The following is a 24,632-nucleotide window of genomic DNA, read 5'->3' on the forward strand; positions in this document are numbered from 1 at the left end:
AATGGGGCTGATTTCTCGATAGCCTAACCTCTGCAGCTTCCCTTTTAAATCCCTTTGGTAAATATTGTCTCCAGGTTGAAGAACCTCCAGATCTGAATAAATACGGGAAGGTAAATCCCACCGCTTTTTATTGAATTCCTCTGTCAGGAGTTCATCTAAATACCATTCGTACCAGAAAATTAAGAGAACCTCGGAAATAGCGATAACACCTAGGATACAGGACCCTACGAATAGGGGTCTACGCTGGTGAAAGAAGTAACCCATTCCTCAACCTTACCCTTTAGTTTTTGGTTCTCAGGAGGGATAAATTTTTTCAACCTGAAAGGTAACAAACCTCTACTGAGGGATTGGTTTAGGGAGTAGAGGATTCTTTATTTTTACCTCCCTGAACCTGAGAGCTTTACCCCTCGGCCGGACCCGCTGCAGGGGGACCCTGCCAGATCATCCCATCCTTTAAGGACCCTCTTCGTGGTAAATTAGTATTTCTTTGTACCTAATTTACAATCTTTGCACTTAAAATTCCAGAATATGTAGAAGATACAGTTAAAAATTTCAACCCCTGCAATCAGGTAAAGAGAAATGAAGTGACGGATACATGGGATGAGGAAACTGGAGGAACATCAACTCAGGGAGTGATGATTCCATTTTTAAATTGAGGTACTAAATCATAGAGATCTATTTGAGAACAGAATTTTAAATCCTCGCCTAAACCGATATCTATAAGGCCCTGACCTCCTCGGGTACGTCGAAATAATCCCAACAGGTCGGTTTGATAACTTCGGTAGAGAATCTCGGCAGCTTCAGCCGCCTCGCTTTTTTTTAGCTTTTCAGAAACCAGCCGATCTAATTTGTGGACCAACCCCCCTGCACAGACTAAATCTTCCAAAGAAAAATTTCCCTCTGTCCCGGCACAGGCAATAAGTACCTCTCCCGGTTGAAGTGCTCCCTTTTGTATTTGGGCAGCCAGTCGCCCGGCGACGGCAGTCAGGTTAATAAAGGCGCAAATCAACACTTCCCCGGCCATTTCTACCATCTTAAGCACCCGGGTTCCGTTGGTTGTCGTTAACAAAATCTTTTTTCCCCGGACCGTTTCAGAATTATATTCCCTTGGAGAGTTTCCAAGGTGAAATCCCGCTACTTTTCTGCCGCTCCGTTCTCCTCCGATAATCCAGGGAGAATCTGATTCCTGAAATTTCTGAAAAGCTTCTTCGGGAGTCAATACTGGAAGGATCAGTAACGATCCGTTTTGCAAGGCAGTGATGATGGTAGTGGTAGCCCGTAGTACATCTATTGCTACCGCCGTTTTACCTTCAAGCTTTTTGTGAGTCAGCTCTTCGGGAATTATCGCAATATCCAGATTCACTTTCATTGGTGAAGACGATTTCCATGGAATCCGTTCTACAGGTAAAGAAGTTATACCAACTGATTCTATTGATTTTTATATAATAACTAACCTCCCGACCTCCTTCCCCATGTAGGGGAAGGGGAAACCGGTCGTCGCCAGACCCCTGGGTTCTCCCCTTTTCCCTTCATTTGAAAAAATACCCTTAAAAGGGGACAAGGAGGCGTCTAAACCCCAGGTTTAATCCTTAACTTGATACCTACGGGACTGTTCCTACAGTTGAGGCGATGTTTCAATGTAGAATTTTAGGATTCTTATAAAGTCCTTCGGTAGGGGGAAGGTTTGAAACCTGCCCCTGTTTCATGAAACGCAAATTGACATGGCTTTACCTGATGGATACCGGTAAAGCTATTTCCTCTGTATAAGCCGGGTTGGCTTCGGTAGTTACCTCTTCTTTTTGGTTGAACACCTTAAGGAGTTGATAAGTGGTCGAACGCTCGGCCGGGATCCTTCCCAGGTCCCAGATCAATCGTCGCATCTCCTCTGGAGCCAGATACTCTCCGGTTGTTGCTCCGGCTGCTTTAGAAATATTCTCTTCCATTAAAGTGCCACTGAAATCGTTGGCGCCTGCATTTAAGCATAACTGGGCGAGTTTAATCCCCAGTTTAACCCAGGAAACCTGAATGTTTTTAATATATCCGTTCAGCATTATTCTGGAGACTGCATGCATTCTGAGTTCTTCGAGCCCGGTGGGTCCGGGTCTGGATCCATCTTTACGATACAGAAAAGTATTTTCGTGAACAAATCCCAGGGGTACGAACTCGGTAAAACCATGGGTTTCTTTTTGAATAGAACGGATCAAGGCCAGATGGTTCGCAATATGCCACGGCTTTTCCACATGTCCATACATAATGGTAGCCGTAGAAGGAATTCCCAACTTATGAGCGGTCGTAATAATTTTAACCCACATGGCGACTTTAAGTCGGTTCTGAGATAGGATCCTGCGAACCTCATCATCCAGGATCTCGGCGGCTGTACCCGGAATGGTTCCCAGTCCGGCTTCCTTGAGCATGAGTAAATACTCCTCCAGGCTAAGCCCGGTCCGTTCGACTCCATGAAGGATCTCCATGGGAGAATAGGCATGGATGTGGATCTGCGGGGCTTTCTTCTTAACCAGACGTAAAATGTCCCGATACAGATAACCATCCATATTTCGGGGTAATCCTCCCTGGATACAAACCTCCGTAGCACCCCGTCTTACGGCATCTTCTACCTTGGCTTCGATTTCTTCGGGAGTCCGCATGTAAGCGTCTTCTTGATCGGGTCTCCGCTTAAATCCACAAAATTTACACCCTACATAACAGATATTGGTGAAATTGATATTTCGGTTTACAACATAGGTGACAATATTTCCAACGGCCCGCCGCCGAAGCTCATCGGCCACCAGAACCAGCGCTGTTAATTCGAAATCTCGAACTTCCAACAGCTTGATGCATTCTTCAACGGAAATTTCTTTGTCCTCCAGGGCTTTATCCAAAATCCTGGCAATAGACGGATCCATCATGTTCAAGAAACGATCCAGAAGACCGGTTAAATGAGGTATATCCGTAGCTGTTATCATGGTCCCTATAAAACGTAAGTGATACCTTTTTCCGGTTAATAAGGAGGTTTTTTTACTCCTTCCCGCGGTCAGAATCTCAAGGTCATCTGAAGTTAAAGACTTAAACCTTGAGGTTCATCAGGAAATAAGCTAAACCAGAATATTTCCAGGTAAAAGGTATAACCCTTCACCACAAAGGTTATAACGAAAGAAGAGTGGTAAATTTTTACGTTTTATGTTTTACGTTTTTCAACAGATTATCCCTTGTAAGTAACCACTTAAGATTTAGGTCATCGAGGAGCTCCAGTCAAGAAAAAACTCTTCTCTGAACTCCCCTGAGAGCCTTGACAAACCTTAAATTTCATCCTAAGGTACTGGATATGAAGGATCGAACGGTAACATATTCTCCATCTATAACCATTACAGTTACCCATGATTGTCCCAAACACTGTCTGTATTGTGGATTTCGAACGGATCGGGAGGGATTGATTTCCTGGGAGAATATTCAAGCTACGCTGAACAATGCCCATCGGTTTGGTGCCACGGAAATCCTCATTATGTCCGGAGAAGAAGTGGAAAAGTTCCCTCACATTCGAGCCCAGTTAAAGGAGCGGGGGTATAAGACTTTTGTAGATTTTGTTTATTCTGTTTGTGAGACTGTTCTGGAAAATGGATTCCTTCCCCATACCAACATCGGTATTATGACCTATGAGGAGCTTGCCCGGTTACGGGAAGTTAACGCCTCTATGGGTCTTATGTTGGAGAACGTAGATCCCTGGGTAGCCCGGAAAGTACAACCTCAAAAAAACCTTCGGGACCGGATTCGAACCCTGGAAGATGCTGGCCGACTCAAGATTCCTTACACCAGTGGTATTCTCATCGGAATGGGAGAATCGGTAGAGAGCCGATTCGAATCTTTGCGAATCCTTGCCGACTTGCATAAACAATACGGCCATCTTCAAGAGATTATCATTCAGAATTATGTCCCTAACCGGGGTTCACGGCTTCGCCCGTATCCCCTCTCTTTAGGGGAATATAAGGAACTTATTGCCTATTCTAAGGAGATCATGCCAGAGGTAGCCGTACAGATCCCACCGAATTTAAATCCTTACTGGTTAGACTTAATCGAGGTCGGGGCGGAAGATCTGGGAGGGATTTCTCCAGAAGGGGATCACGTTAACATAGATAACCCTTGGGACCAGATAACCTTCTATGAGGAAGCCTTAACCCAGAGGGGATATCGCCTCTCCAAACGACTCCCGGTCTATGCGAAGTACTATCAGACGGTTTTGTCCTTCCCTGGAAAGATTGGAAAGTATTTGAAGGCTTTTATAAATAATGAAGTTCAGGCTGGTTGATTTAATTTTTACCGATACCGATTAAATGAGATGTTACAAGGAGGAGGGTTCCTGGTTCAAGGTTCAGGATGCTGAGTTCAGTGAACTTCGCCATTGTTCCCGTTAAGTGTTTATCCCATGCCAAGGAGCGATTAGCTTCTCTTCTTTCGCCTGCCGAAAGGCAATCTCTGGCCTTTGCCATGCTAAAAGATGTTTTAGCGGCTCTCACCCGTTCCGGAGAACTCCAGCACGTCGTGGTTGTCAGTAGCGATCTTACCGTGTGGGAAGTAGCCCGGAATTTCGGTGCTTTGATTATTAAAGAGCTATCCCAGGAAAATGAAAGTGCCTCGGTGGAGGCGGCAACGAAAATCTGTATAAGCTGGGGGGCTTCCACAGTATTGATTGTACCTTCCGATATTCCCCTTATAACCCCTGAAGATGTGGATTTTCTTATCAAGAAAAGCCGGCAAGGACTTCAACCCTGCTTACCGATTAAAGAGGATGAGCCTGGGGCGGATTCCCCCTTTGTAATTCTCGTACCTTCTTGGGATCACAAGGGAACCAACGCCTTCTTGCGAAGACCTCCGGATGTTATCCCTTCCAGCTTTGGTTATGACAGCCTTCGGATTCATATTGCCGAGGCCGAGAGACAGAAGATCCCCTATCAAATTTACGAATTACCCAGAATTGCCTTGGATATTGATTCTCCTGAGGATCTCAAGTTATTTCTCTCTGTCGAGAGTCTGACCCATACCTACCGACAGCTTGTGAAATCGGAAATACCCCATCGTCTTCGGCTTTAGTTCTGGCTGAAGGGTATGGAATTATTTTTGAATGGAAACCGCACAAAACTTGAATTCTGGAATTTTTCCATAGGGATCCAACACGTCATTGGTTAAAACATTGGCAGCCGCCTCTTTAAAATGAAAGGGAATGAAGACATTTCCTGGAGATACGCGTGTAGAAGCCCGGACCTTCAAGATAATAGTTCCCCGGCGAGAGGAAACTTTAACCTTCTCTCCGTCTTGAATCCCCAGCCTGTCCAAATCTATGGGATTCACATCCACATAGGGTTCTGGAGAGATTTCATCCAGAGCCTTGGAACGACGGGTCATGGTTCCTGTATGCCAGTGTTGGAGGACACGACCTGTATTCAGGACAAAGGGATAGTCGGCGTCGGGTAATTCTTTAGCTGGAGCAAATTCAACTGGAATGAATTTACCTCGGCCACTGGGGAAGGTTTCGGTAAACAAAACCGAGGTGCCCGGATCCTCCGGGGTCCTAGAAGGCCAGAGAATTCCACCTTTGGTCAGGCGCTCATAATTCAATCCAGCATAGCTGGGGGTCAGGGAGGCTATCTCCTGGAAGATTTCTTCGGCGGAAGTATAGTTCATGGGATAGCCCATACGAGTAGAAAGGTCCGCGATAATCTGCCAGTCTATACGAGCCTGTCCGGGAGAGTCTATAGCCTTTCGGGCCAGTTGAACGCGCCGATCCGTGTTGGTATAGGTCCCCTCCTTTTCGGCAAAACTGGATCCGGGTAGAATCACATCGGCAAATTCAGCGGTTTCAGTTAAGAAAATGTCTTGAACCACAAGGAACTCTAGAGAGGCCAGACACTTTTTAACTTTATTGATATTAGGATCGCTGAGGAAGGGATTTTCCCCCATCATATACATCCCTTTGATGGTTCCCTTCAAGATTTCGTTCATGATCTCCACCACGGTTAAACCCGGCTCAGGATCCAGAGGAACCCCCCAGGCCGATTCAAATTTTTTCTTTACGGCCGGATCATTCACTTTTTGATAATCGGTATAGACAAAGGGGATAAGGCCTACATCGGAGGCGCCCTGAACGTTGTTCTGGCCTCTCAGGGGATGAAGACCGGTCCCGGGCCTGCCAATATGTCCGGTTACCAGGGCTAAGTTGACTAAATTCCTTGCGTTATCGGTCCCTGTAGAATGTTGGGAAATTCCCATTCCCCAGAAAATCATGCTTCGTTCTGCAGTTGCATAGAGGCGAGCAATCTTTCTAACCAAATCTGCGGATACCCCGGTCAATTTCTCTACTAATTCAGGTGGGTAAGCGGTAACCGTTTCCCGAAGTTTTTCAAAGCCTTCTGTCCGTTCCTGAACGAATTTCTCGTTGACCAGACCTTCCTGGATAATTACATGTAAAAATCCATTGAGGAGGGCCACATCGGTTCCAGGTTTGAATTGAATAAAATAATCGGCATGTCGGGCTAAGTCCACATAACGTGGGTCGATTACGATAAGGGTGGTTCCCTTTTTGGCAGCCTGTTTGATAAAGGTAGCAGCAACCGGATGGTTTTCTACCGGATTGGCTCCGATCACGAGGGCAACCTGGGCCTGTAAAACATCAGCAAAAATGTTGGAAACGGCCCCACTTCCGATGGTTTCCATAAGGGCTGCTACAGAAGAAGCATGGCAAAGGCGGGTACAGTGATCCACATTATTTGTCCCAAATACAGCCCGAATAAGTTTCTGGAAGAGGTAATTATCTTCATTGGAACACTTGGCAGAACCGAATCCGGCCAGAGCCTTTGATCCATAGTGTTTTTTAATCCATAGAAATTTTGAAGCTGCCAGCTCCAAGGCTTCTTCCCAAGTAGCTTCCCGAAAAGCTTCCCGTGGGGAGTATTCGGAGCTGTTGGATTTATCCAAATTCAATTGTTTAGGATATTCCGGTCTACGGATAAGCGGCACGGTTAACCGCTCGGGATGATTAATATAATCAAAACCGTAGCGACCTTTCACACAAAGACGTCCCCGATTGGCCGGTCCATCGGGTCTCCCGGTAACTCGTACGATGGTATGATCGGCCACATGATAGGTAATACTACAACCGACTCCACAATAGGGGCACAGGGAGTGGACAGGTCGGGTATTTTTAAAATCGGTTAGGGAAGTCAAGGGCTTATCGGTCAAAGCACCGGTTGGACAATAGGCCATACACTCTCCGCAGGAAACGCAAGAAGATTTCCCCATGGGCTGATCCATATCAAAGGAGATTTTGGTATGAATTCCTTTATACGCCCTACCAATCACCTCATTAACCTGAAGATCGGAGCAAGCCCGAAGGCAACGATCACATAAAATACAGGCGTCGTGATCTACGGCAATAACCGGGGAGGATAAATCGAGAGAGGGGTAGGGCCGTAAGAAGGTATTCCTTTTACTCCCACCCTCCCCGACTCCCATACTCTCATCCTTCCCTACTCCTATTCCCCCATTCTTTCTCGCAAACCGGGATCCCTGAATCCCATAGGCTGTGGCCAGTCTTTCTAATTCACAATCTCCGGTCTGTTCTTGCTTTTTGCAGGGAGTTGGATGGTCTGTCAAAAGAAGTTCTGTCAGCATACGCCGGGATCGCTGAACGCGAGGAGAATGGGTTTGAATAACCATGTCCTTCTCTACCTGTCGAATACAGGCCGGAACCAGAACACGGGATCCTTTCACCTCTACCACACAAATCCGACAGACCGCAATCGGATTTAAGTTTGGATGATGGCAAAGAACCGGAATATCTATACCGATGGATTGAGCCGCCTCAAAAATAGTAGTACCCGGTTGAACCGAGAGGGGACGGTCGTCGATAGCTATTGGGATAAGATTCATTTATCGGGAATAAAAGAATAGGAGAAGTGGGGGTAGGAGAACAAAATGGGTCTCATCCATTCCCTTCTTCTCCCACTCGGAGTCTCCATCTTCTAAAAACATACCCTCGAGGGACATTGTTTTTTCAAAATATGGGCCTCTATCTCTTCTGGAAAGTGTTGGATAACCGAAGTAATGGGATAAGGCGCAGCCTGGCCCAGACCACAAATGGAAGTTCCTTGCATGGTCTCAGAAAGTTCCCTAATCCAATCCAGATCCTGTTGAGAGCCTTTCCCCCAACGAATATCATCCAGAATCTCAACCAATTTTTCAGAACCAATCCGGCAGGGAACACACTTCCCACAGGATTCATTACGGAAGAATTTAATTACGTTTCGGGCCAGGTCTACCATACAGGTTCCCTCGGCTATGGCAATGACGGCTCCGGATCCCAACATGGATCCAACCCTGGCGAGGGACTGGAAATCTAAGGGGATATCCACCATACGGGCCGGAAGGAACCCCGAAGAGGCCCCCCCTGGTGCGAAGGCTTTGAGTTTTTTACCGTTAGAAATTCCTCTACCATAATTAAAGATCAGTTCCGCTGCCGAAATTCCCAAGGAAACTTCATAAACCCCGGGCCTTTGAACTTCCCCACTTAAAGCCAGAAACTTCAAGCCTGCTGCACCGTTTTTTCCCTGGGTTTTAAACCACTCTGCACCTTTTAGGAGAATGGCCGGAATAAAGGCAAAAGTCTCTACATTATTAATCAGGGTCGGCTTACCATAAAGTCCATGGGTTCCCGGAAAAGGAGGTTTGTTGCGAGGTTCGGCCCGCTTCCCTTCCAAAGCCTCCAATAGGGCAGTTTCCTCTCCACAGATATATCCCCCGGCACTCTCAAAGATTTCGAGCTCAAAGGAGAAGTCTGAACCTAAAAGGTTGGGTCCTACTATACCTTTAGACCGACAGATTTGAAGAGCTTCCTCCAGAACCTCTTTTTCCCGATGATATTCATGGCGAATAAAAATAATGCCCTTCTGCGCACCCACCACCCGTGCCCCGATAAGCATACCTTCTATCACCAGATAAGGAAATTTTTGTAAAATTACCCGATCTTTAAAGGTTCCCGGCTCACTTTCATCGGCATTACAAATTACATACTTAGGTTCTCCTGGAGCATTACGGACAATCTCCCACTTGACTCCCGTGGGAAATCCTGCCCCTCCCATTCCCCGGAGCCCACTGTCCTTAAGCAGAGCAATATAATCCTCGAAAGCACGTTCCTGAACCACTTTTCTTAAGGCTTCAAAGGATTCCTGGTTTTTTTCAGATCTCGACTGGGTAGCGTAAGGATTTATCTGGAAAGTCTCCTGGGAATAGGCCGATGCAGGGTTTAAATCCACTTCTTTTAATTCTTCTTGTCCGGTAACCAGAGCTTCTATCCGGGCTTGTAACTCTCCTTTGGTAAGTCCTGAATAAATTCTCTCATTGACGGAAACGGCAATGGGGGCATCACATTGTCCCAGGCAAGAAACCTCCTGGATGGAAACCACTTTAAAATTTGTAGCATTAATTGCTTTTTCGATCTGATCTCGTAATCGGGAAGCGCCTCGAAGGTGGCAGGAGATATCTGTGCAGATTTTAATTTCATGGGAGGTTCGGGGTTTTAACCGAAAATGGGGATAAAAACTGGCAACTCCATAAATCTCATAGAGAGGTACCTTCCACTGAACTGCCAATCGACGCAATTCCTCTTCGGGAAGAAAACCATGGCGATCCTGAATCGCTTTGAGTTCCTTGAGGATCATATTTTTCCACCAACTTTCCTTTAAAATAAAATATACCCGGCTACGAATTTACTTGACAAGCTTTATTTAAGGTTCAGAATCAACGGTACCAATTTTTTCGGGACCAACCATTTATCCAGATTACTTTTTCAATTTTAAGAAAATAAGAAAGAAATTTCAGGCTAAACAGGTATAAAAATTTATCCGTATCCCTTAGGAAAAAAGGATACAAGGGTACGGAATACCTGTCTCCGTACCCTTTGAGAGGTTATAGATGAAGAGAAGATTCAGACTCCGTACCCACTCCTGGAGTTAAACCTAAGATTAGCTCGTTACTTCTATCCTGTCAAGGCGAAACTCCTATCGTAACGAGTTTAGTAAACGATAGATATTAAAATCTATGATCAGCGAATACGTTCCTAATTCATAGGAAAGTTTCTGTGTCAGTGGAAAGGGAATTGTGAACGTATTCGCTATCTATTTGGATATTTTTTCTTCTTAAAAGGTTTAAAATAAAAGGCGAAAATTTCTTTCCAATTGAAATTAAGTATTCCTTTTGGGTATTTTTAAAAACATGTTGGGGAAAGTTAATTTTAGGGAGGACTTTATTTAAATACCGTCTAAGGATACAAAATCGGTTTTCACGGATACTCCCGGACCGCTAAAGTCTACAAACCATAGCTTACCCTGGGGGTAGTCAATGCGGGTTCAACTCTTGCTGTAAGCTCTGCAGTCTTACTGCCTTAGTAATCTGAGCATCTGTAATTTCAATAGGTTTAAATCTCTCCCGTCTTTTCAATTGGACCTGCCACAGATCATTTAATCCTTTCCGTTATCCCTTAAGGCTGGGAACCATGACAAGGGAGTAGTAACTTGGGGGATATTCTCTCGCCAGACAAAAAAATAGCCTTATTCGGGTAACCACCCGAAATAAGGCTTGTTTTTTCTCTACCTGCCGGTAGGCACAGCAGCAGGCAGATTCTTAAGGGTTACACTCTGAGACGCTAATCGAATTGCGGGGGTCGGATTTGAACCGACGACCTCTGGGTTATGAGCCCAACGAGCTACCAGACTGCTCCACCCCGCGTTTATAAATTACATTCTGACTTATGAGATTGTCAAGCCCGTTTATGGAAATAGTTTAAACGGTAACTCCCATATCTTCTAATACTGCCTTAATTTTAGATCCTATTTCAGGTACCAGTTTCTCCGGCACTGCACTGATAGAAATCCGGACATAATTCTTCAGTTCTTCCTCGAACTGAAGGGCGAAATACACCCCTGGGATGTAATGTAAAGAATAACCACCAACCTCTGGATCCCACATTCTTTTGGCAAACTCGGTTTCAAAAGAGGTATCGATACCTTCCGGAAACTCCATCCAGGCATAAAAGGTATGATCCCTGTCCCATTTAACCCCATAGGCGTGTAAAGGTTGAAGGCTGTCCATTAAGAGCCGGTGTTTGGTCAGATAAAGTTGTGTACATTGTTCCATGAGTTTGGCTAGGGATCTTTTAGACAGATACAAACTGAAGATTCCGTGTCCGGCGTTTCTTGCACAGAGACCTCCGGCCTCAGATTTAATGAAATACTTCTTGATCTGATCTTCCGAAGCTAAGGCAAATCCTATTCCAAGTCCAGGGGCCGATACCGTCTTAGAGAAAGTTCCTGCATAAATGATTCGGTTCAAAAGATCTTTACCTGCTGCCTGAATAACCAAGAGTCTGAGTCCCTCTGGATTAAAGGGATAGGCATCATCTAAGAGTAAAGTGACATTTTTATGAGTATCCAGGGCATTCAAGATTTCATGAACTTTACCCTTAACCGGAATCGATACAGGATTCTCATTAACGACCAGCAGTATTTTTTGTTTTCCGGCCATCTCGGACATTTCTTTTATAATATCCTCTAAACCCTTGTTCTTTCCCAGAACCGATCTCACATTCCGTTTTATGTGTTTCTGATTGAGGATATGGGTCTGTCCGTAGTAATAGGGTTCAAAAATGCCGATGAGCCCATCCTCCTGCCAGGTAATGGCCATAGTTTCATCCAGGATCTGTTGAGAGCCCCTGTCGGAGACATAAAGCCGATAATTTTTAATTCCTTCCCTACCCAAAATAGAGGCCAGATACTCCAAAATCTGATCTTCTAAGCCGGTTCCCTGGTGATAATTCAGATTTACGGCTTTTAACCATTCCTCCGGTGTTACTTCTTGTTGGAGGGTTTGAAGCAAATCTAGAGAAAGTGTACGAACCAATTCCTGATCTGGGGTGCCGGCAGCACTGTTAATACACTTATCTCCGTACTTGATACTTAATTCCAAGCGCTTTTGTATAACCGTTCTAAAATCTTTCTGTGCCATTTTTTCAACCTCAGGTAAGAATTTGAATCAGATCTGGTATGGGTTTTAATTTAAATTTTTGAATTTAAATTTGCAACCGGGAAAAATAACCCCGGCATGAAAAGATATTGACGTAGAAACCCGGTTTAGATAAATTGGCTTTCAGGGAAGACCCGGAATCATTCTTATCTTATAATTTTTCCCTATAGAAACCCCTTGCAAGGGATTTTGGCCATTCGGGGCCAATCATAAAACTCAACATGTTTATTTCCGGCAACCCAGGAGGTAACCCATGCAGATTCCAATGATCCGGAGAGTCATAGGGATTTTTATCGTAATCTTATGGATTCCCCTAGTCTATGCCGGAGAGGTGGATGATCTCATAAGGGATCTCAAATCACCGGAGGTATCCACCCGCTTGAAAGCCATCGACAAATTGGGATCGTTAAAAAATCCTGTAGCTATTGAACCTCTTGTTGTAGCTTTAAAAGATCCCAATGCAGATGTTCGAGCCGATGCAGCTGCAACCCTGGGTCTTTTTAAAGATCCTCGGGTTGTAGAACCTCTTTTGGAAGCTTTAAAAGATGAAAGTGCCCAGGTTCGGGAGCATGCGATTTCTTCTCTGGCAACTCTACGGGATCCCAGGGCTGTAGAACCTCTCATAAGGACTTTACAAGATACCGATCCCAAGGTTCAGTGGCAAGCGGTAGAAGCTTTAGGCATGATGGGAGAAATAGCCATTCCACCGCTTATAAATATCTTAAAAAACAGACAGTCCAAAGTACGAGATCATGCCATTTCAGCTTTAGGAACCATCAAAACTCCAGCAGTGGAACCACTTCTGGCTCTTCTTCAAGATAAAGAGGCTTTTACGCGAAGCGGAGCGGCCGCAGCACTGGGACTTATTAAGGACCCTCGGGCGATAGAGCCCCTGGTTGCAGCGTTAAATGATAAAGATCCTGAAGTCAGAACCCAGGTCGCCTCTGCCCTGACGGCGATAGGGAGTCCCGCAGTGGAATCCCTTGTCAAGGGCTTGCAGGCTGCCGACCCGGGAGCAAGAGAAAGTGCTGCTTTAGTTCTAGGGATGATCCAGGATCGTCGGGCTACAGAGCCTCTTATTCTAACCCTGAAGGACCCCGAGCGGGAAGTCAGGGCCAGAGCAGCCTGGGCTTTAGGGAGGATGGGAGACAAACGGGGAATCAAACCCTTACAAGAACTCTTAGGAGGTGAAACCGACGAATATGTGAAAGCTATTGTACAGGAGGCCCTTAAACAACTTCAGTAAGCGGATAGGCAGGTATTTTCACACAGGCTAAGGTTTTAGTTTTGGGCTTAGGGTGAAAGAGAGTCGTCCAAAAACTAAGACTTGTGCCCTTGGGTAAGGTTTCTTATGAAATGGACCGTTTTTCTTCTAACGGCAGGATTACTTTTAATACCTCTGAATTCTTTACGAGCTCAGCAAACCGAGGGTAAAGGGGAACAGAAGGAGACAGAAAATACGGCTTCAAATGGTCCGGTTGTTCATGAAGTATCCATACTCCATATTTTTGTTCCCCAGGTTCTGGTTATCCATGTAGGAGACAGTGTCAGATGGGTCAATAAGCATGGAATTGAACATAGTGCAAAGAGCCTTGCTAAGAATAAGGAAGGTCTATCGGTATTTTTTACCGGTCAATTAATGCCTCCCAATTCCTATGTTTTTCAGTTCAACGAACCGGGGACTTACGACTATGTTTGCGGGTTACATCCTGCCATGACCGGAACAATTATCGTTAAACCCAAGCCATGAGAAGGCAAAGGGCCAGAGGTAGCGAGCAGAAATCGGTGGAGAGTGATCCCTGGTCTATCGTCTGCTGTTCGCTACCTATGGAGAGTTCATGGGGCCAGGCTTATGAGAATGGCGCCTAACCAGATAATCAAAGCACCCAGGAGCCTGGTTTTCCCATATTTTTCCTTCAAGATCAGGCTTCCCAACAAAACCCCAAAAACAATACTGATTTGTCGTAGCGCGATGACATAACTAACTTTCCCAATTCGCAGGGCAAAGAGGATGAGTAAATAGCTTAGGGTCATAAAAACCCCAACCAGGAGGATAGATTTTTTATTTTGCTGCCAGGTTTTGGAAAGGGAATTTCCCCGATGGAAGAAGAGGAGATAGAGTCCTAGCCCGAACCAGGTAACGGCAAATTCCAGATATATGTAAGGAAGGGGATGCATGTAGCTCACCCCTACTTTATCCACAACCGAGTAACCCGAAGAGGCCAGGGCGGTAAAAAGTGCCAAACCGATGGGTTGACTTTTTAACTCCGGAGAGAGCAGAGAGGTTCCCCACCTTAGAGAGACCACGAATACGCCCAAAATTACCGTTAAGATTCCTATTAAGCCTGTCCAGGAGATGTGTTCTTTTAGAAAAATAGTTGCCCAGATAGGAACAAAGATAGGGGCCGATCGAGCCAGGGGATAAACCAGAGAAAGGTCTCCCCTGGCATAGGCTTTACTCAAGCCGAGAAAGTAGGCCACCTCAAAGGTACCCCCAAAGAAAATGAACCTTCCAGCGGGTGAAAGGAGCTCCTTTTTAGAGAGGAAAGCCAGACTCAAAGGGGCATAAACAAGCAGTGAGACCCCAAAAGCCCACCATAAGAAAGGAACACCCTCTTCAACTTTTTTTGTAAGTAAATTCCAAAAGGCATGGATAAACGAAGAACCGACAACCAGTAGAATAGCCCAGAATTCCATCTGTACAGGGTGGGGTAATCCCCACCAATATCTCCACCCTTGTCTTTGTTTTGGGGGGCCAAACCTCACCCCACCAGCAATTTATAACTCTTGTCTTTTAGGGGTCAGAGGAGGCGGTGCAAGCGGATCCGGGGAACGCTTGACCGGTTCTAAGTCCAGATGTCTTAAATCCTTGTCGGAATATCTGGCAAATTTAGCTGCTGTTGGGCTGGAAAAATTTTTTGTATTAATTCCAGGAGCCGAAATCAGCCTTTGAACCGATCCCTGACACCGGGGGCATGTGGAAAGAGGTTCGTCTTTCATACTTTGGCGGACTTCAAAAAAATATCCACATTGATTACATTTATATTCATAGAACGGCATAATAAATTCCTCGATAAGGGGTAGTAACGATTTTAATCCGTTCCCCTTTGAGGAGGGGAGATTAAAATCGTTACTACGAATCTGCTTACTTCTCCTTCTGGATGATTAAGCTTCCCGCAGTTTAATCTCTTTCCTCTTTTCTTCGATATTAATGCCGAAGAGTTTAGCGTGGTTTTCACCTAAGATTTTCCGTTTAATCTCATCGGTCAGTTTGGGATAACCATAGCCTTCGGCCAGTTGATCTGGAATCTGGAATTTTCGGAAAGCTTCAATTTGCCACTGGGCTTTTCCCCAGAGTGGGCTGTCAGTACCCCACAAGACCCGGTCGGCTCCCAGATCTCGAATCAAAGTTCCCAGAATATGGGCACATTCAACAGGACGATTGGTAACGGTAGCCGCAAAGGTCGAGCCGAGTTCGCACCAGAGGTTATTTCTCTGGGGTTTAAAGGCTTTAAGGGCGGCTAATTCATGATGATAGGGCCAGCCAGAATGGAAGGCAACCCAGTTGATATCCAGGAAGTCATCGGCCACTCGATCCAGATCTTCGGCATGGGAATAGCGGGCCATAAACTGACCAAAGGGGATTCCTTTATGGCATCCTATAACCTTAATTCCTTCTTTTTGACACTTCTCCCAAAGGGGATAGGCCCTGTCGTCATCAAACCACCAGCCTTTTTTCGGGGTGCTATCAAAGGTATACAATTTTAGTCCGGATATCTTCAGATCCTTAATAAAGTGATCGAGTCTTTCCAGGGTTTCATTTATACCCTGATTAATGGTAAGTCCACCGCCTAAAAGGATGGTTCGATTTGGCCAACGATTCCGGGCTTCGGCCACCTCTTCAATGGGGTTCATGTCCATACCACCATAATCCTCTTTGAATCCAAACATATTAACGATGGCCATGGCGGTATCACTTTCCTTATAGATCAACCGCCCAAAACCGTCTACATCCATATCCCTCAACCCATTAGGTAGCCCCATAGATTTTCCCAGGTCATCCAACAATTTAACGAACCACATCCCTCTTTCTGTGGTATTTTCTTTGGTAAATCCGGCCTTCCGCCATCCCACGTGGGTGTGCATGTCTATAATGAATTCATTACCCGTGGAATATTCCATGGCAGCAGCTTCGTCGATAGCTTCGGCCTCGCTAACCTCAAAAAACTTCATCCCACTCACTTTATTAACCGCCAACATGGCCGCAGCAAAGCCACTTGCAGTTTTTAGAAAAGATCTTCGATCCAACCGTCGCTTTTTAGCATACTCATCAATAATCCCCTTAATCCGTTCTCCTAAACTCCCAAAAGTAAAAAAGGCAGCCCCTTGTTCGTGATGGGTTCTAAACTCAAACCCGGGATTTTCTTCGAGTTTTACATTACGAAAATGTTTTATAAAATCAAATTCCATAATGGATACCTCCTTGGATTAAAGGTCCTGAGGATGAAGCTAAACCACAACAAGGGCTTTTAGTTAGAAAGAGGTATAGCATCGAATTTATCGACAAAATATGTAAAAACCCCCTTTGGATATTGTTGGAAAAGAACATCCTTCAGGTAATTTGAGTTTCCCTAAAAATGTCAGGTATCACAGAATTTCTAAAACTTTGAGAAATTCTGATAGCCGAAATGCTAACTGGGAGTTTATTTTTTTGTCAATAAAAATCTAATTTTAAACGTTTAATTCCTGGGATGGGGCTCTAGAAAGATATTTGATCATAACCAATTGGTTATATTTAGACCCTCCTGTGGCAGGGATATACAAAACTTGATCCATCAGACTGGTTATGATGAAAATTCCAAATCCTATTTCAGATAAGGAGGCGGGCCGGAAGGTGTAATTCAAGAGAGCGCCACGGGCCTGTGAAAGTATCTTCATTTTTTCAAAGTCAAATCCTTTTCCGCAATCAAAGATCTGAACCTCAAATTTCTGAGCTTCTAAAGTTAACTGGATAATAATTTCCAATTCCGGGCGATTCAGATGGGCATGTTTTACAGCATTAGAAAATGCTTCAAAGGTGGCTATTTTAACCTGGTTTAAAGGAAAATTTTTTCCCCCAGAAATCTTATCATACTCCCCTTTTAGATAATCTAAAGCCTTCTCAATGGATTCCAGAGATTCTAACCTGCTTGGAATTTTAAGTTTAATAGTCTTCATAAGAATCGGAATTCTCAGATCCAGTAGTTTTATCTCCTTAGGATAAGCTCTAGAGAGATTACCAGCTTGGTTGATTCTTCACAATGACACGACTCGCTCTTCTGAATTGTAACTTGCTTGAATTAAATATGACGATGAATTAGAGCAATAGCCATGCCAACCAGCTTGTATCACTTCAGCACAGCATCTTCTAGACCGGAAGAAAGCTCCGGATTTATCCGGTAAAGGGACGGGATTGAAGAGGAAAAGGATTCTATAAAATCTCTCTGCCCTTCAGGCAGCTTCTTCAGGGTAGAGGATCTTATATCAGTAAGTGTAAAGGGTAGGGACCTACCTCCATCCTCCTTGCATGGGGGGAGGGAAGGGTTTTCAAAGGTATTTTTTGACCTCACCCCTCCAATTCCCATTCCCCACGAGGGAAGAGGAGATTGGGGATCCAAGCCATCCTCGAGTACCCCCTTCCCGATCTGGGAGGTCAGGAGGCATAGGCATCAGGATAAGGATAAAAGGTCTCATCAGAGGGTGAACAGTTGGTAACCCCCGCCGCAAGTCGGGGAATTCATAAATTTAGAATTTTTTCAAGTTCTCTGGTGGCGGTCTATTAAACAGGTTACCCCACCGGAGCTCACCTTCTTATCTTGATCTGTAGGGGGGAGCAGGGGATCAGGTGGGAAAAAACCTATCCTTGAAAGAGGGAGGGGTTATCTATTGTTGTCTATTAAGGCCCCACATGGGCACCTTTACCCAGTAGGCGGCCCTCCTCAGTGGGAATTGACAGGATACACCTCCTTCAATCCGAAGTGGCATTATTTTTGCGAGTTGTCAAGGCTTTAGGTTCATAAAGCAGAGGTATGATGAAGCTCTTCCATAAATCCAGGACAGGCCTATGGAAACAGGGGTTTATTTCCCTTCAACGCACTCAGGCAAACCAAGAGGAGGACGTAAAGTGGATGACCTATTTCAAAGAGGATTCGGTCCATAGGAATAGAGGAAGTGATCCTGGATGGCCCTGGAGAGGAGAAAAGGGAAATTTATAAAACCTATAAAGCCGTTGTAGGAGACCGGGGGAACAGGGTCTTAATGGCATTTACGGAGATTAACAATTTATGCAGAATTGGAGCTCCAGGCAGGGGTCCTAGAGAATCCTTTTTCCCTCAGGACTTTTCCCTTAACCCTCCTGTTTCGACATGGAACAAGAATCCAGCTCAAGTTTGACAGATAGGGAGTGTAAAGGAAATATGGGTCCCTTTTCCCGGAATGCTTTTAATCTCTGGTTTTGTATCGTGGAGGTCTAAAATATATTTAACGATGGTTAACCCTAAGCCGGTACCGGGGATATTTTCCGTTTCTTTGGTCTTAATGCGATAAAATTTATCAAAGATGTAGGGTAGATTGGCTTCATCGATTCCAATTCCGTTATCTATCACGCTGATTTTGGCTTTTTTATCCTCCTGTATATTTTCTACACGAATTAGGATATCTCCGCCCTTGAAGGAGTATTTAATCGCATTACTTAAAAGATTGGTAAGGACCAATCTTAATTGGAACTTATTTCCATAAACCCAGAGGTTGGGTTCAGAAATTTCTATTTTGATCCGATGGTTAGGCGTTTTCAATTCACTGGTACCGGAGATTCCCAGGTTTATGAGTTCCAGCAGGAAAATTTTCTCTTTTTCGAGTTTTTCTTTGCTCGTGGTGGTTTCCAGGTAGTTCAATTCTAGAAGGTCTTTGACGAGCTCCTTAAGTCCGATGGTTTGATTTTGAAGCATATGCAAGAACTGTTGTCGATCTGCTTCTGTCATGGATTCAGTCATGAGCATTTTACAAATACTTTCAATGGAGGCAATGGGGGTTTTAAGCTCGTGGGCTGTAATTCGTAGAAGGTTCTGCAAGTCTTCCAGTTTCTCTAAGATAGGGTCTTGAAATCCTTTTCTAAATTCTTCGGTCCTCTTGAGCCGCGCTCTAACCGCAATGATGAGATCTTCGAGCTTAAAGGGTTTCGTGATATATTCATCCACCCCAAGGGATTTTCCTTGACGGATCTCTTCCTCTCCAGTTTTGGCTGTTAAAAAGATAAAAGGGATAGGGATGAGGTTTTGATGATTATGGACTCTTTGATACAACTCGTAGCCATCCATTTCCGGCATGATGATATCCGAAATAATTAAATCCGGTTTGAGTCCATTTTTTAAAAGCTCTAAAGCCTCCACTCCTGTTCGAGCTGTAACCACATGAAATTGTTCTTTCATTAACAACTCCATGACCAAGGTCCTCAGAGTTTCATCATCTTCTACTACTAAAATCGTAGGATGCATAGTAGGTAATTTTTATTCAAGAAGACGGACACATGGTTTATTCTTCGGTTACAAGCTGATACTTTTCTAATTTTCTATAAAGGGTTGTTCGGCCAATACCCAACTCTTTAGCGGCTTGAGAAACATTTCCCTTTGTAAGCTTCAGGGCATGTTGGAGTACTCTTTTTTCAACCTCATCAAAGGGTAAAATTTTATCCGGTTCAAGGCCCGGTAAAGAGATTTCTGTAGAGGGAGGAGGCACCAGGATATCTTTATCTTCTTCCACCGAGGTTTTCTCCAAATCAGGTATTAAGTTTTGAATATCTCGGGGAAGGACTTCTAACTCAAGCCGCTCATTGTTACGGGATAAGATTAAGGCCCGTTGAATAACATTTTCCAGTTCCCGAATATTACCTTTCCAGGGGTGGGCCGAGAGCGCTTCCATAGCTTTAGGCGAAACACTGGAGATCTTCTTACCGAATTCCTGAGAGTACTTATTCAGGAAATGAAAGACCAGGAGAGGAATATCCTCTCGACGTTCTCGCAGAGGGGGCAGGTAAATGGGGAACACTGCGATTCGATAGTAAAGATCTTCTCGAAAATTTTTAGCTTTGACTTCTGCTTCTAGATCTTTATTGGTTGCGGCAATAATCCGCACATCAACCTGTACCTTTTTCTTACCCCCCACAGGATCAAAGGATTTCTCCTGAATAACACGCAGGATTTTGGCTTGAGTCACCAGGCTCATTTCGCCGATTTCATCGAGGAATAAAGTACCACCGTCCGCCTGCTCAAATTTTCCTTGCCTTCTCTCAATAGCTCCCGTAAAAGCTCCTTTCTCGTGCCCAAAGAGCTCACTTTCTAAAAGAGTTTCCGGGATAGCTGCACAATTAATATCAACAAAAGGTCCATCTCGACGATGACTATTATAATGGATGGCTCTAGCGATAAGCTCCTTACCGGTTCCACTTTCCCCATGGATAAGAATAGATACATCGGTGTTGAGAACACTTTCAAGCTGAGCGAAGATCTCTTTCATCTTGGCACTCGAGCCTATGATATTACTAAAAACATGCTTTTCCTGGAGTTGATGTTTTAATCGTCGAAGTTCTTGGGCTAGTGTGTACTTTTCCATGGCGTTCTGGATCAAAATTCTCAATTTATCTTCCGATATCGGTTTCAGCAGATAGTCATAAGCACCGAGTTTCATGGCTTCCACAGCCTTTTCCACCGTGTGATCCGCAGTAAGCATAATAATGGGAAGCTGGTCATCTCGTTTTTTGATTTCTTTTAAGGCATCTAATCCCTCCAGAACGGGCATCATCACATCCATTAAAACAACATCGGGTTTTTGACTCAGGAGCTCTAAGCACTCTTCTCCATTCTGGGCTTGTATAACCTGATATCCCCATTTCTCAATCCAATAACACAGGAGCTTTCGAAAATTGGGATCATCGTCGGCTATTAGGACTAACTTTTCCTTCATAATTCATCTCTTTAAATAAAAAGAAGACATAAGTAAAGAAAAATCTTATTAAGATTTATTTATTATTATGAAATTCTACCATAAAAAATTGTAGAATGAATTAAGAGTCCTGTCAAAGAAAAAGTAAAGCACCTTGTAATTTTGTGTTGAAAAAGCTCACTGAGTCCTTCTCCCTTAAGACATTCAGATCTTGGGAAGACTAAAACGGTAGGAGCGTTTTAACCCATAGCCGATGAAAGTTATATCCATAAAAAACTCCCCATTCATTCAAACAAAAAATATCCAGGAGCAGAGATAAATCTGCCCCTTTGTTTTTATCGGCCAAGGAATTTTATCAGCTAAAGAAGATGAGGAATGGTTAGAAGATAAAGAAGGCAGATAAAGAAGGCAGATGATGAGGACAGCATCAGAACCCTTACAGATCCTATGCCCTGCTGAGATATTTACCTTCTGTGGTATCGACTTTAATTACATCACCTTCTTGAATAAAAGGCGGCACTTGAACTACAAGTCCTGTTTCCAAAGTAGCCGGTTTACTTCCCCGATCAACCGTTGCTCCTTTTAACGTGGGTTCCGTAGAAACAACCTTTAATTCCGCCACCAAAGGTAATTCGATACCCACCGGCTTTCCTTCATAAAACTCTACCTGGATTTTGGTATTGGGAGTCAGATAAAAGACACTATCTCCTAATATCTCTGCCGGAATACTGATCTGTTCATAAGTTTCTGTATTCATAAAGTAATAATCCGTGGCATCATTATATAAATATTCCATTTCGGTTTCTTCCAAAACCACGCGTTCCACTCGATCTTCTGAACGGAACCGGTATTCAATCAGGGAGCCCGTTTTGAGATTCCTCAGCTTGGTTTGAACCATACCCCGCCAGTTCCCGGGGGTAACATGCTGGAAACTAACTACCTTATACAGATCCCCATTATGGATGATGGTCATACCCCGTCGCAACTGAGTCGCTGGTAACATCATAGGTGCCCTTGCCTCCTACTTTAAATCAAACAGGTTCTTATAAGAATTCTCCTTGTAATCTGTCATCTACACAACGTTTACAAGACCAGAGTGTTAGCTAAGTAATCGATCACAAACCCGTCCTTATATATCCACGGAGGAAACGACCATAGAAATCCTGTCATTTCTTATGACCGTTTACTTAAAAAATCGCGTTCACTAATCTAAGTTAATATACAAAACCGTCGAGTTAAAAGTCAATCTCTTTTCTTTTGAATTGTCACTGAAAACCATCAACCAGGATCCGAGATTGCCAACCTGGTTCTACCATCCTTGCGGCCACTCGGCCCCTGGCGGGATTTCTACGATGGCTACATTATTGATAACTTCCCGGACTCCACGAACAGAAAGCGCCTTTTCTTCTACTTTTCGTTTTTCCTCTTCACTGCGGACGATTCCTTCCAGAGTAACGACCCCATGGGCATTGACCTGTACCCTCATATAGGAAGAGCTTGAAGCTTCATCGGTAATGACGATCTCTACTTTTTTTGCCAGGGCCAATCTTTTAAGCATTTCCATGGATTCCGAACTGGCTGCCTGTAATTCTGGAGATTTTACAGCCTGTGCAATGAAATCGGCGGCGGTTGCAATACTTATATGTTCGGTGTTGATGACCAGATCGTAAAAGTTCGGATCGGCCTCATCGATATCAAATAAATATCTCATAAAACCGGTCCTCTCCCGATCATTCTGGCGAATTAGCTCTTCGGCAGTTTCCCGGCTGACCCCCTGATCTTCCATTACGCGTTTTATTCTGAGCTCATAGGGGCTGATCATCTTGACCCGTAATACACCCGGCACATCTTTTAAGATCATATGCCCACCACGACCCATGATAATGACATTTCCCATACAAGCAATCTCATAGATCAAGGACTGAAGGAGGTCCAGGTAAATTTCTTGACTTCGGAAAAATCTATCCAGGAATCCGGGTTTTTCTTCGTTAACGACCTTTTCCAACTCTGTCTTAAACCGTCCATAGTCTGAAACCATCTCATGAATTTTGGCCTTATCAATCAGACTATAGCCTAAAATCTTCGCCAGCCTATTGGCCGTGGCATTGCCCCCACTACCTAGCTGCCTGGAGATGGTAATAATGGCCATTTTTATCTGTTGCCCGTTGTCAGTTGTGCGTCGTTTTTCACCGTATAGGACTCCAGACAACGGACAACTGACAACGGGTTATCAAGTTTTTCTGAGTACTTGATAATTGCTCCCCTTAATTCTCTTGGCGGTTTTCTTAACTTCTGCGATCACCTGACCAATTTCACTGGGAGAGGCAAATTCCTTATAGTCGCTTAAAACAACCGCAATGGAGATGGTGGTAATAGGAAAGTCCCGTTCGATACCCTCCCGATCAACCCCTCGAAAGCTCCCTTTTTGAAGATGCTCTGGATGATAATAAGAAAGAATTTTTTCATCGAACTCTTTGATAACCCGCTGGCAGATGACTTCAAATTTCTCAGGCGTGGAAATCACGATAAAATCGTCCCCGCCGATGTGACCCACAAAGTCATCTTCATTCCCTTCTAACATAACCGTCCCTGCAATCACCCGGGCCGTCATTTGAATCACTTTATTGGCCATGTTAAACCCGTAATTGTCTGCATAAGCTTTAAAATTATCCAAATCCATGTAACATACCGCGTAGGTAGTTTTACTTTCAATTCGGGACTGGATCTCCCGCTCGACGGCCGCAGCCCCCGGTAAATTCGTAGAAGGATCCCGGTCCATCACCAATCGGGTTCTCCGAATCAGAGATCGAGCCCTCGCCAGAAGCTCCTTTAAATCGAAGGGTTTTCCTATATAATCATCGGCTCCCTCATCCAGTCCGTAGATGCGATCTTCAATGCTGTTTTTAGCCGTCAGTACAATGACAGGAATTTTGGATAGAAAAATATTTTTCTTAATCATGCGACAAACCTGAAACCCATCTATCTTTGGCATCATGATATCCAGTATGACGAGATCAGGAGTATACATCTTTAGCTTTTCCAGAGCATCTTCGCCATCCTCAGCCAGAATACACTCGTACCCCATATATTTAAATCCGGCGCTGAGGACCTCTCGGATCCCAGGGTTATCATCAACAATCAAAACCTTTTCCACTTTCCAAACCTCTTAAAGCAGTGTGGTAACAGAAAACTTTTTTCCCGGCCTGTCACTCCCACCTGCTTCCCTCCTGCTTAACTGGCCCACTCGTTATAAGTTAAGAAAGATCTTGACAGCTCTGTAGACAACGGATATTATATAGACGTTAAATAGGAAACAAGGTTTTAAATTTATGGATAATCTCTTATAAATTTCTGACCCTGGAGGTGTTACCCTATGGCGTCCCCTACAGCTCGTGTTACCAATATTAGAAAGCGTAAAAAAACCAAAATGGGAAAAGCCCGAAAGAAATGGATTCGAAAATACGGGACAACCCCCTCTCTAGATGCCATTCTGGATGGAGGTAAATTGCCTAAAACAGGTTCATAACCCTTTAACGTCTTCACAGGATCTGAGCCTGGATTTATTAAACCCGGAGGATCAAGGTATTACTTGA

Annotated in this window: 19 protein-coding genes and 1 tRNA gene; 5 read left to right on the forward strand and 15 right to left on the reverse strand. The window is 44.3% G+C overall.

Annotated features, from left to right (window positions below):
• From VNM22_00085 to cofH, 3 genes are all read right to left on the reverse strand, one after another.
• Window positions 1–264, reverse strand: a 264-nt coding sequence (locus VNM22_00085) for a hypothetical protein (GenBank protein ID HWP45532.1), incomplete at its 3' end; no start/stop codon positions are given.
• Between the two features lie 361 nt (window positions 265–625).
• Window positions 626–1,369: a 2-phosphosulfolactate phosphatase gene (locus VNM22_00090; GenBank protein HWP45533.1), complete on the reverse strand. Its 744-nt coding sequence runs from the start codon at window positions 1,367–1,369 to the stop codon at window positions 626–628.
• Window positions 1,370–1,727: 358 nt separating this feature from the next.
• The gene (gene cofH / locus VNM22_00095) at window positions 1,728–2,963 is read right to left on the reverse strand and encodes a 5-amino-6-(D-ribitylamino)uracil--L-tyrosine 4-hydroxyphenyl transferase CofH (protein ID HWP45534.1); all 1,236 of its coding nucleotides are present in this window, start codon (window positions 2,961–2,963) and stop codon (window positions 1,728–1,730) included.
• A 359-nt stretch (window positions 2,964–3,322) separates the two neighbouring features.
• Between cofH and cofG the strand changes: the two genes are divergently transcribed.
• Together cofG and VNM22_00105 are read left to right on the forward strand one after the other, a co-directional pair.
• A complete protein-coding gene (cofG, locus tag VNM22_00100; GenBank protein ID HWP45535.1) occupies window positions 3,323–4,300 on the forward strand; it encodes a 7,8-didemethyl-8-hydroxy-5-deazariboflavin synthase subunit CofG in 978 nt (325 codons plus the stop codon).
• An 80-nt stretch (window positions 4,301–4,380) separates the two neighbouring features.
• Window positions 4,381–5,082, forward strand: coding sequence for an NTP transferase domain-containing protein (locus VNM22_00105; GenBank protein HWP45536.1), 702 nt, complete (start codon window positions 4,381–4,383; stop codon window positions 5,080–5,082).
• 21 nt (window positions 5,083–5,103) lie between these two features.
• Here the strand turns inward: VNM22_00105 and fdhF are convergent, their stop codons facing one another.
• The 4 genes from fdhF to VNM22_00125 form a co-directional block, all read right to left on the reverse strand.
• Window positions 5,104–7,917, reverse strand: coding sequence for a formate dehydrogenase subunit alpha (fdhF, locus tag VNM22_00110; GenBank protein HWP45537.1), 2,814 nt, complete (start codon window positions 7,915–7,917; stop codon window positions 5,104–5,106).
• A 92-nt stretch (window positions 7,918–8,009) separates the two neighbouring features.
• Window positions 8,010–9,704, reverse strand: a complete 1,695-nt coding sequence (nuoF, locus tag VNM22_00115; protein ID HWP45538.1) for an NADH-quinone oxidoreductase subunit NuoF — start codon at window positions 9,702–9,704, stop codon at window positions 8,010–8,012.
• Between the two features lie 992 nt (window positions 9,705–10,696).
• Window positions 10,697–10,770, reverse strand: a tRNA-Met gene (locus tag VNM22_00120).
• Between the two features lie 54 nt (window positions 10,771–10,824).
• The gene (locus VNM22_00125) at window positions 10,825–12,045 is read right to left on the reverse strand and encodes a pyridoxal phosphate-dependent aminotransferase (GenBank protein HWP45539.1); all 1,221 of its coding nucleotides are present in this window, start codon (window positions 12,043–12,045) and stop codon (window positions 10,825–10,827) included.
• A gap of 271 nt (window positions 12,046–12,316) precedes the next feature.
• On the opposite strand from VNM22_00125, the gene VNM22_00130 reads away from it, so the two are divergent.
• Entirely contained in the window at window positions 12,317–13,309 is a 993-nt protein-coding gene (locus VNM22_00130; protein HWP45540.1) for a HEAT repeat domain-containing protein, read from the forward strand.
• 105 nt (window positions 13,310–13,414) lie between these two features.
• Window positions 13,415–13,813 carry a plastocyanin/azurin family copper-binding protein gene (locus VNM22_00135; GenBank protein HWP45541.1) on the forward strand — a complete coding sequence of 133 codons (399 nt, stop codon included), beginning with the start codon at window positions 13,415–13,417 and terminating at the stop codon, window positions 13,811–13,813.
• Window positions 13,814–13,899: 86 nt separating this feature from the next.
• Here VNM22_00135 and VNM22_00140 read toward each other — a convergent pair whose 3' ends face one another.
• The 8 genes from VNM22_00140 to VNM22_00175 form a co-directional block, all read right to left on the reverse strand.
• Entirely contained in the window at window positions 13,900–14,760 is an 861-nt protein-coding gene (locus VNM22_00140) for a DMT family transporter (GenBank protein ID HWP45542.1), read from the reverse strand.
• Window positions 14,761–15,228: 468 nt separating this feature from the next.
• Window positions 15,229–16,533, reverse strand: coding sequence for an amidohydrolase family protein (locus VNM22_00145; GenBank protein HWP45543.1), 1,305 nt, complete (start codon window positions 16,531–16,533; stop codon window positions 15,229–15,231).
• A 261-nt stretch (window positions 16,534–16,794) separates the two neighbouring features.
• Complete coding sequence (locus VNM22_00150; GenBank protein HWP45544.1) at window positions 16,795–17,280, reverse strand: ATP-binding protein; 486 nt, start codon at window positions 17,278–17,280, stop codon at window positions 16,795–16,797.
• A gap of 1,205 nt (window positions 17,281–18,485) precedes the next feature.
• On the reverse strand, window positions 18,486–19,595 hold the full coding sequence (locus VNM22_00155; protein HWP45545.1) for an ATP-binding protein: 1,110 nt from the start codon (window positions 19,593–19,595) through the stop codon (window positions 18,486–18,488).
• A gap of 37 nt (window positions 19,596–19,632) precedes the next feature.
• Window positions 19,633–21,060 carry a sigma-54 dependent transcriptional regulator gene (locus VNM22_00160; protein ID HWP45546.1) on the reverse strand — a complete coding sequence of 476 codons (1,428 nt, stop codon included), beginning with the start codon at window positions 21,058–21,060 and terminating at the stop codon, window positions 19,633–19,635.
• 424 nt (window positions 21,061–21,484) lie between these two features.
• On the reverse strand, window positions 21,485–22,045 hold the full coding sequence (gene efp, locus VNM22_00165; protein HWP45547.1) for an elongation factor P: 561 nt from the start codon (window positions 22,043–22,045) through the stop codon (window positions 21,485–21,487).
• A gap of 303 nt (window positions 22,046–22,348) precedes the next feature.
• Window positions 22,349–23,188 carry a cytidylate kinase family protein gene (locus VNM22_00170; GenBank protein HWP45548.1) on the reverse strand — a complete coding sequence of 280 codons (840 nt, stop codon included), beginning with the start codon at window positions 23,186–23,188 and terminating at the stop codon, window positions 22,349–22,351.
• Window positions 23,189–23,269: 81 nt separating this feature from the next.
• Window positions 23,270–24,193 carry a response regulator gene (locus VNM22_00175; protein ID HWP45549.1) on the reverse strand — a complete coding sequence of 308 codons (924 nt, stop codon included), beginning with the start codon at window positions 24,191–24,193 and terminating at the stop codon, window positions 23,270–23,272.
• Window positions 24,194–24,412: 219 nt separating this feature from the next.
• Here VNM22_00175 and VNM22_00180 point away from each other — a divergent pair, with 219 nt between their 5' ends.
• The gene (locus VNM22_00180) at window positions 24,413–24,565 is read left to right on the forward strand and encodes a hypothetical protein (protein ID HWP45550.1); all 153 of its coding nucleotides are present in this window, start codon (window positions 24,413–24,415) and stop codon (window positions 24,563–24,565) included.
• The last annotated feature ends 67 nt before the right edge of the window (window positions 24,566–24,632 follow it).

Source organism: Candidatus Limnocylindrales bacterium, assembly GCA_035559535.1.
GTDB lineage: Bacteria > Moduliflexota > Moduliflexia > Moduliflexales > JAUQPW01 > JAUQPW01.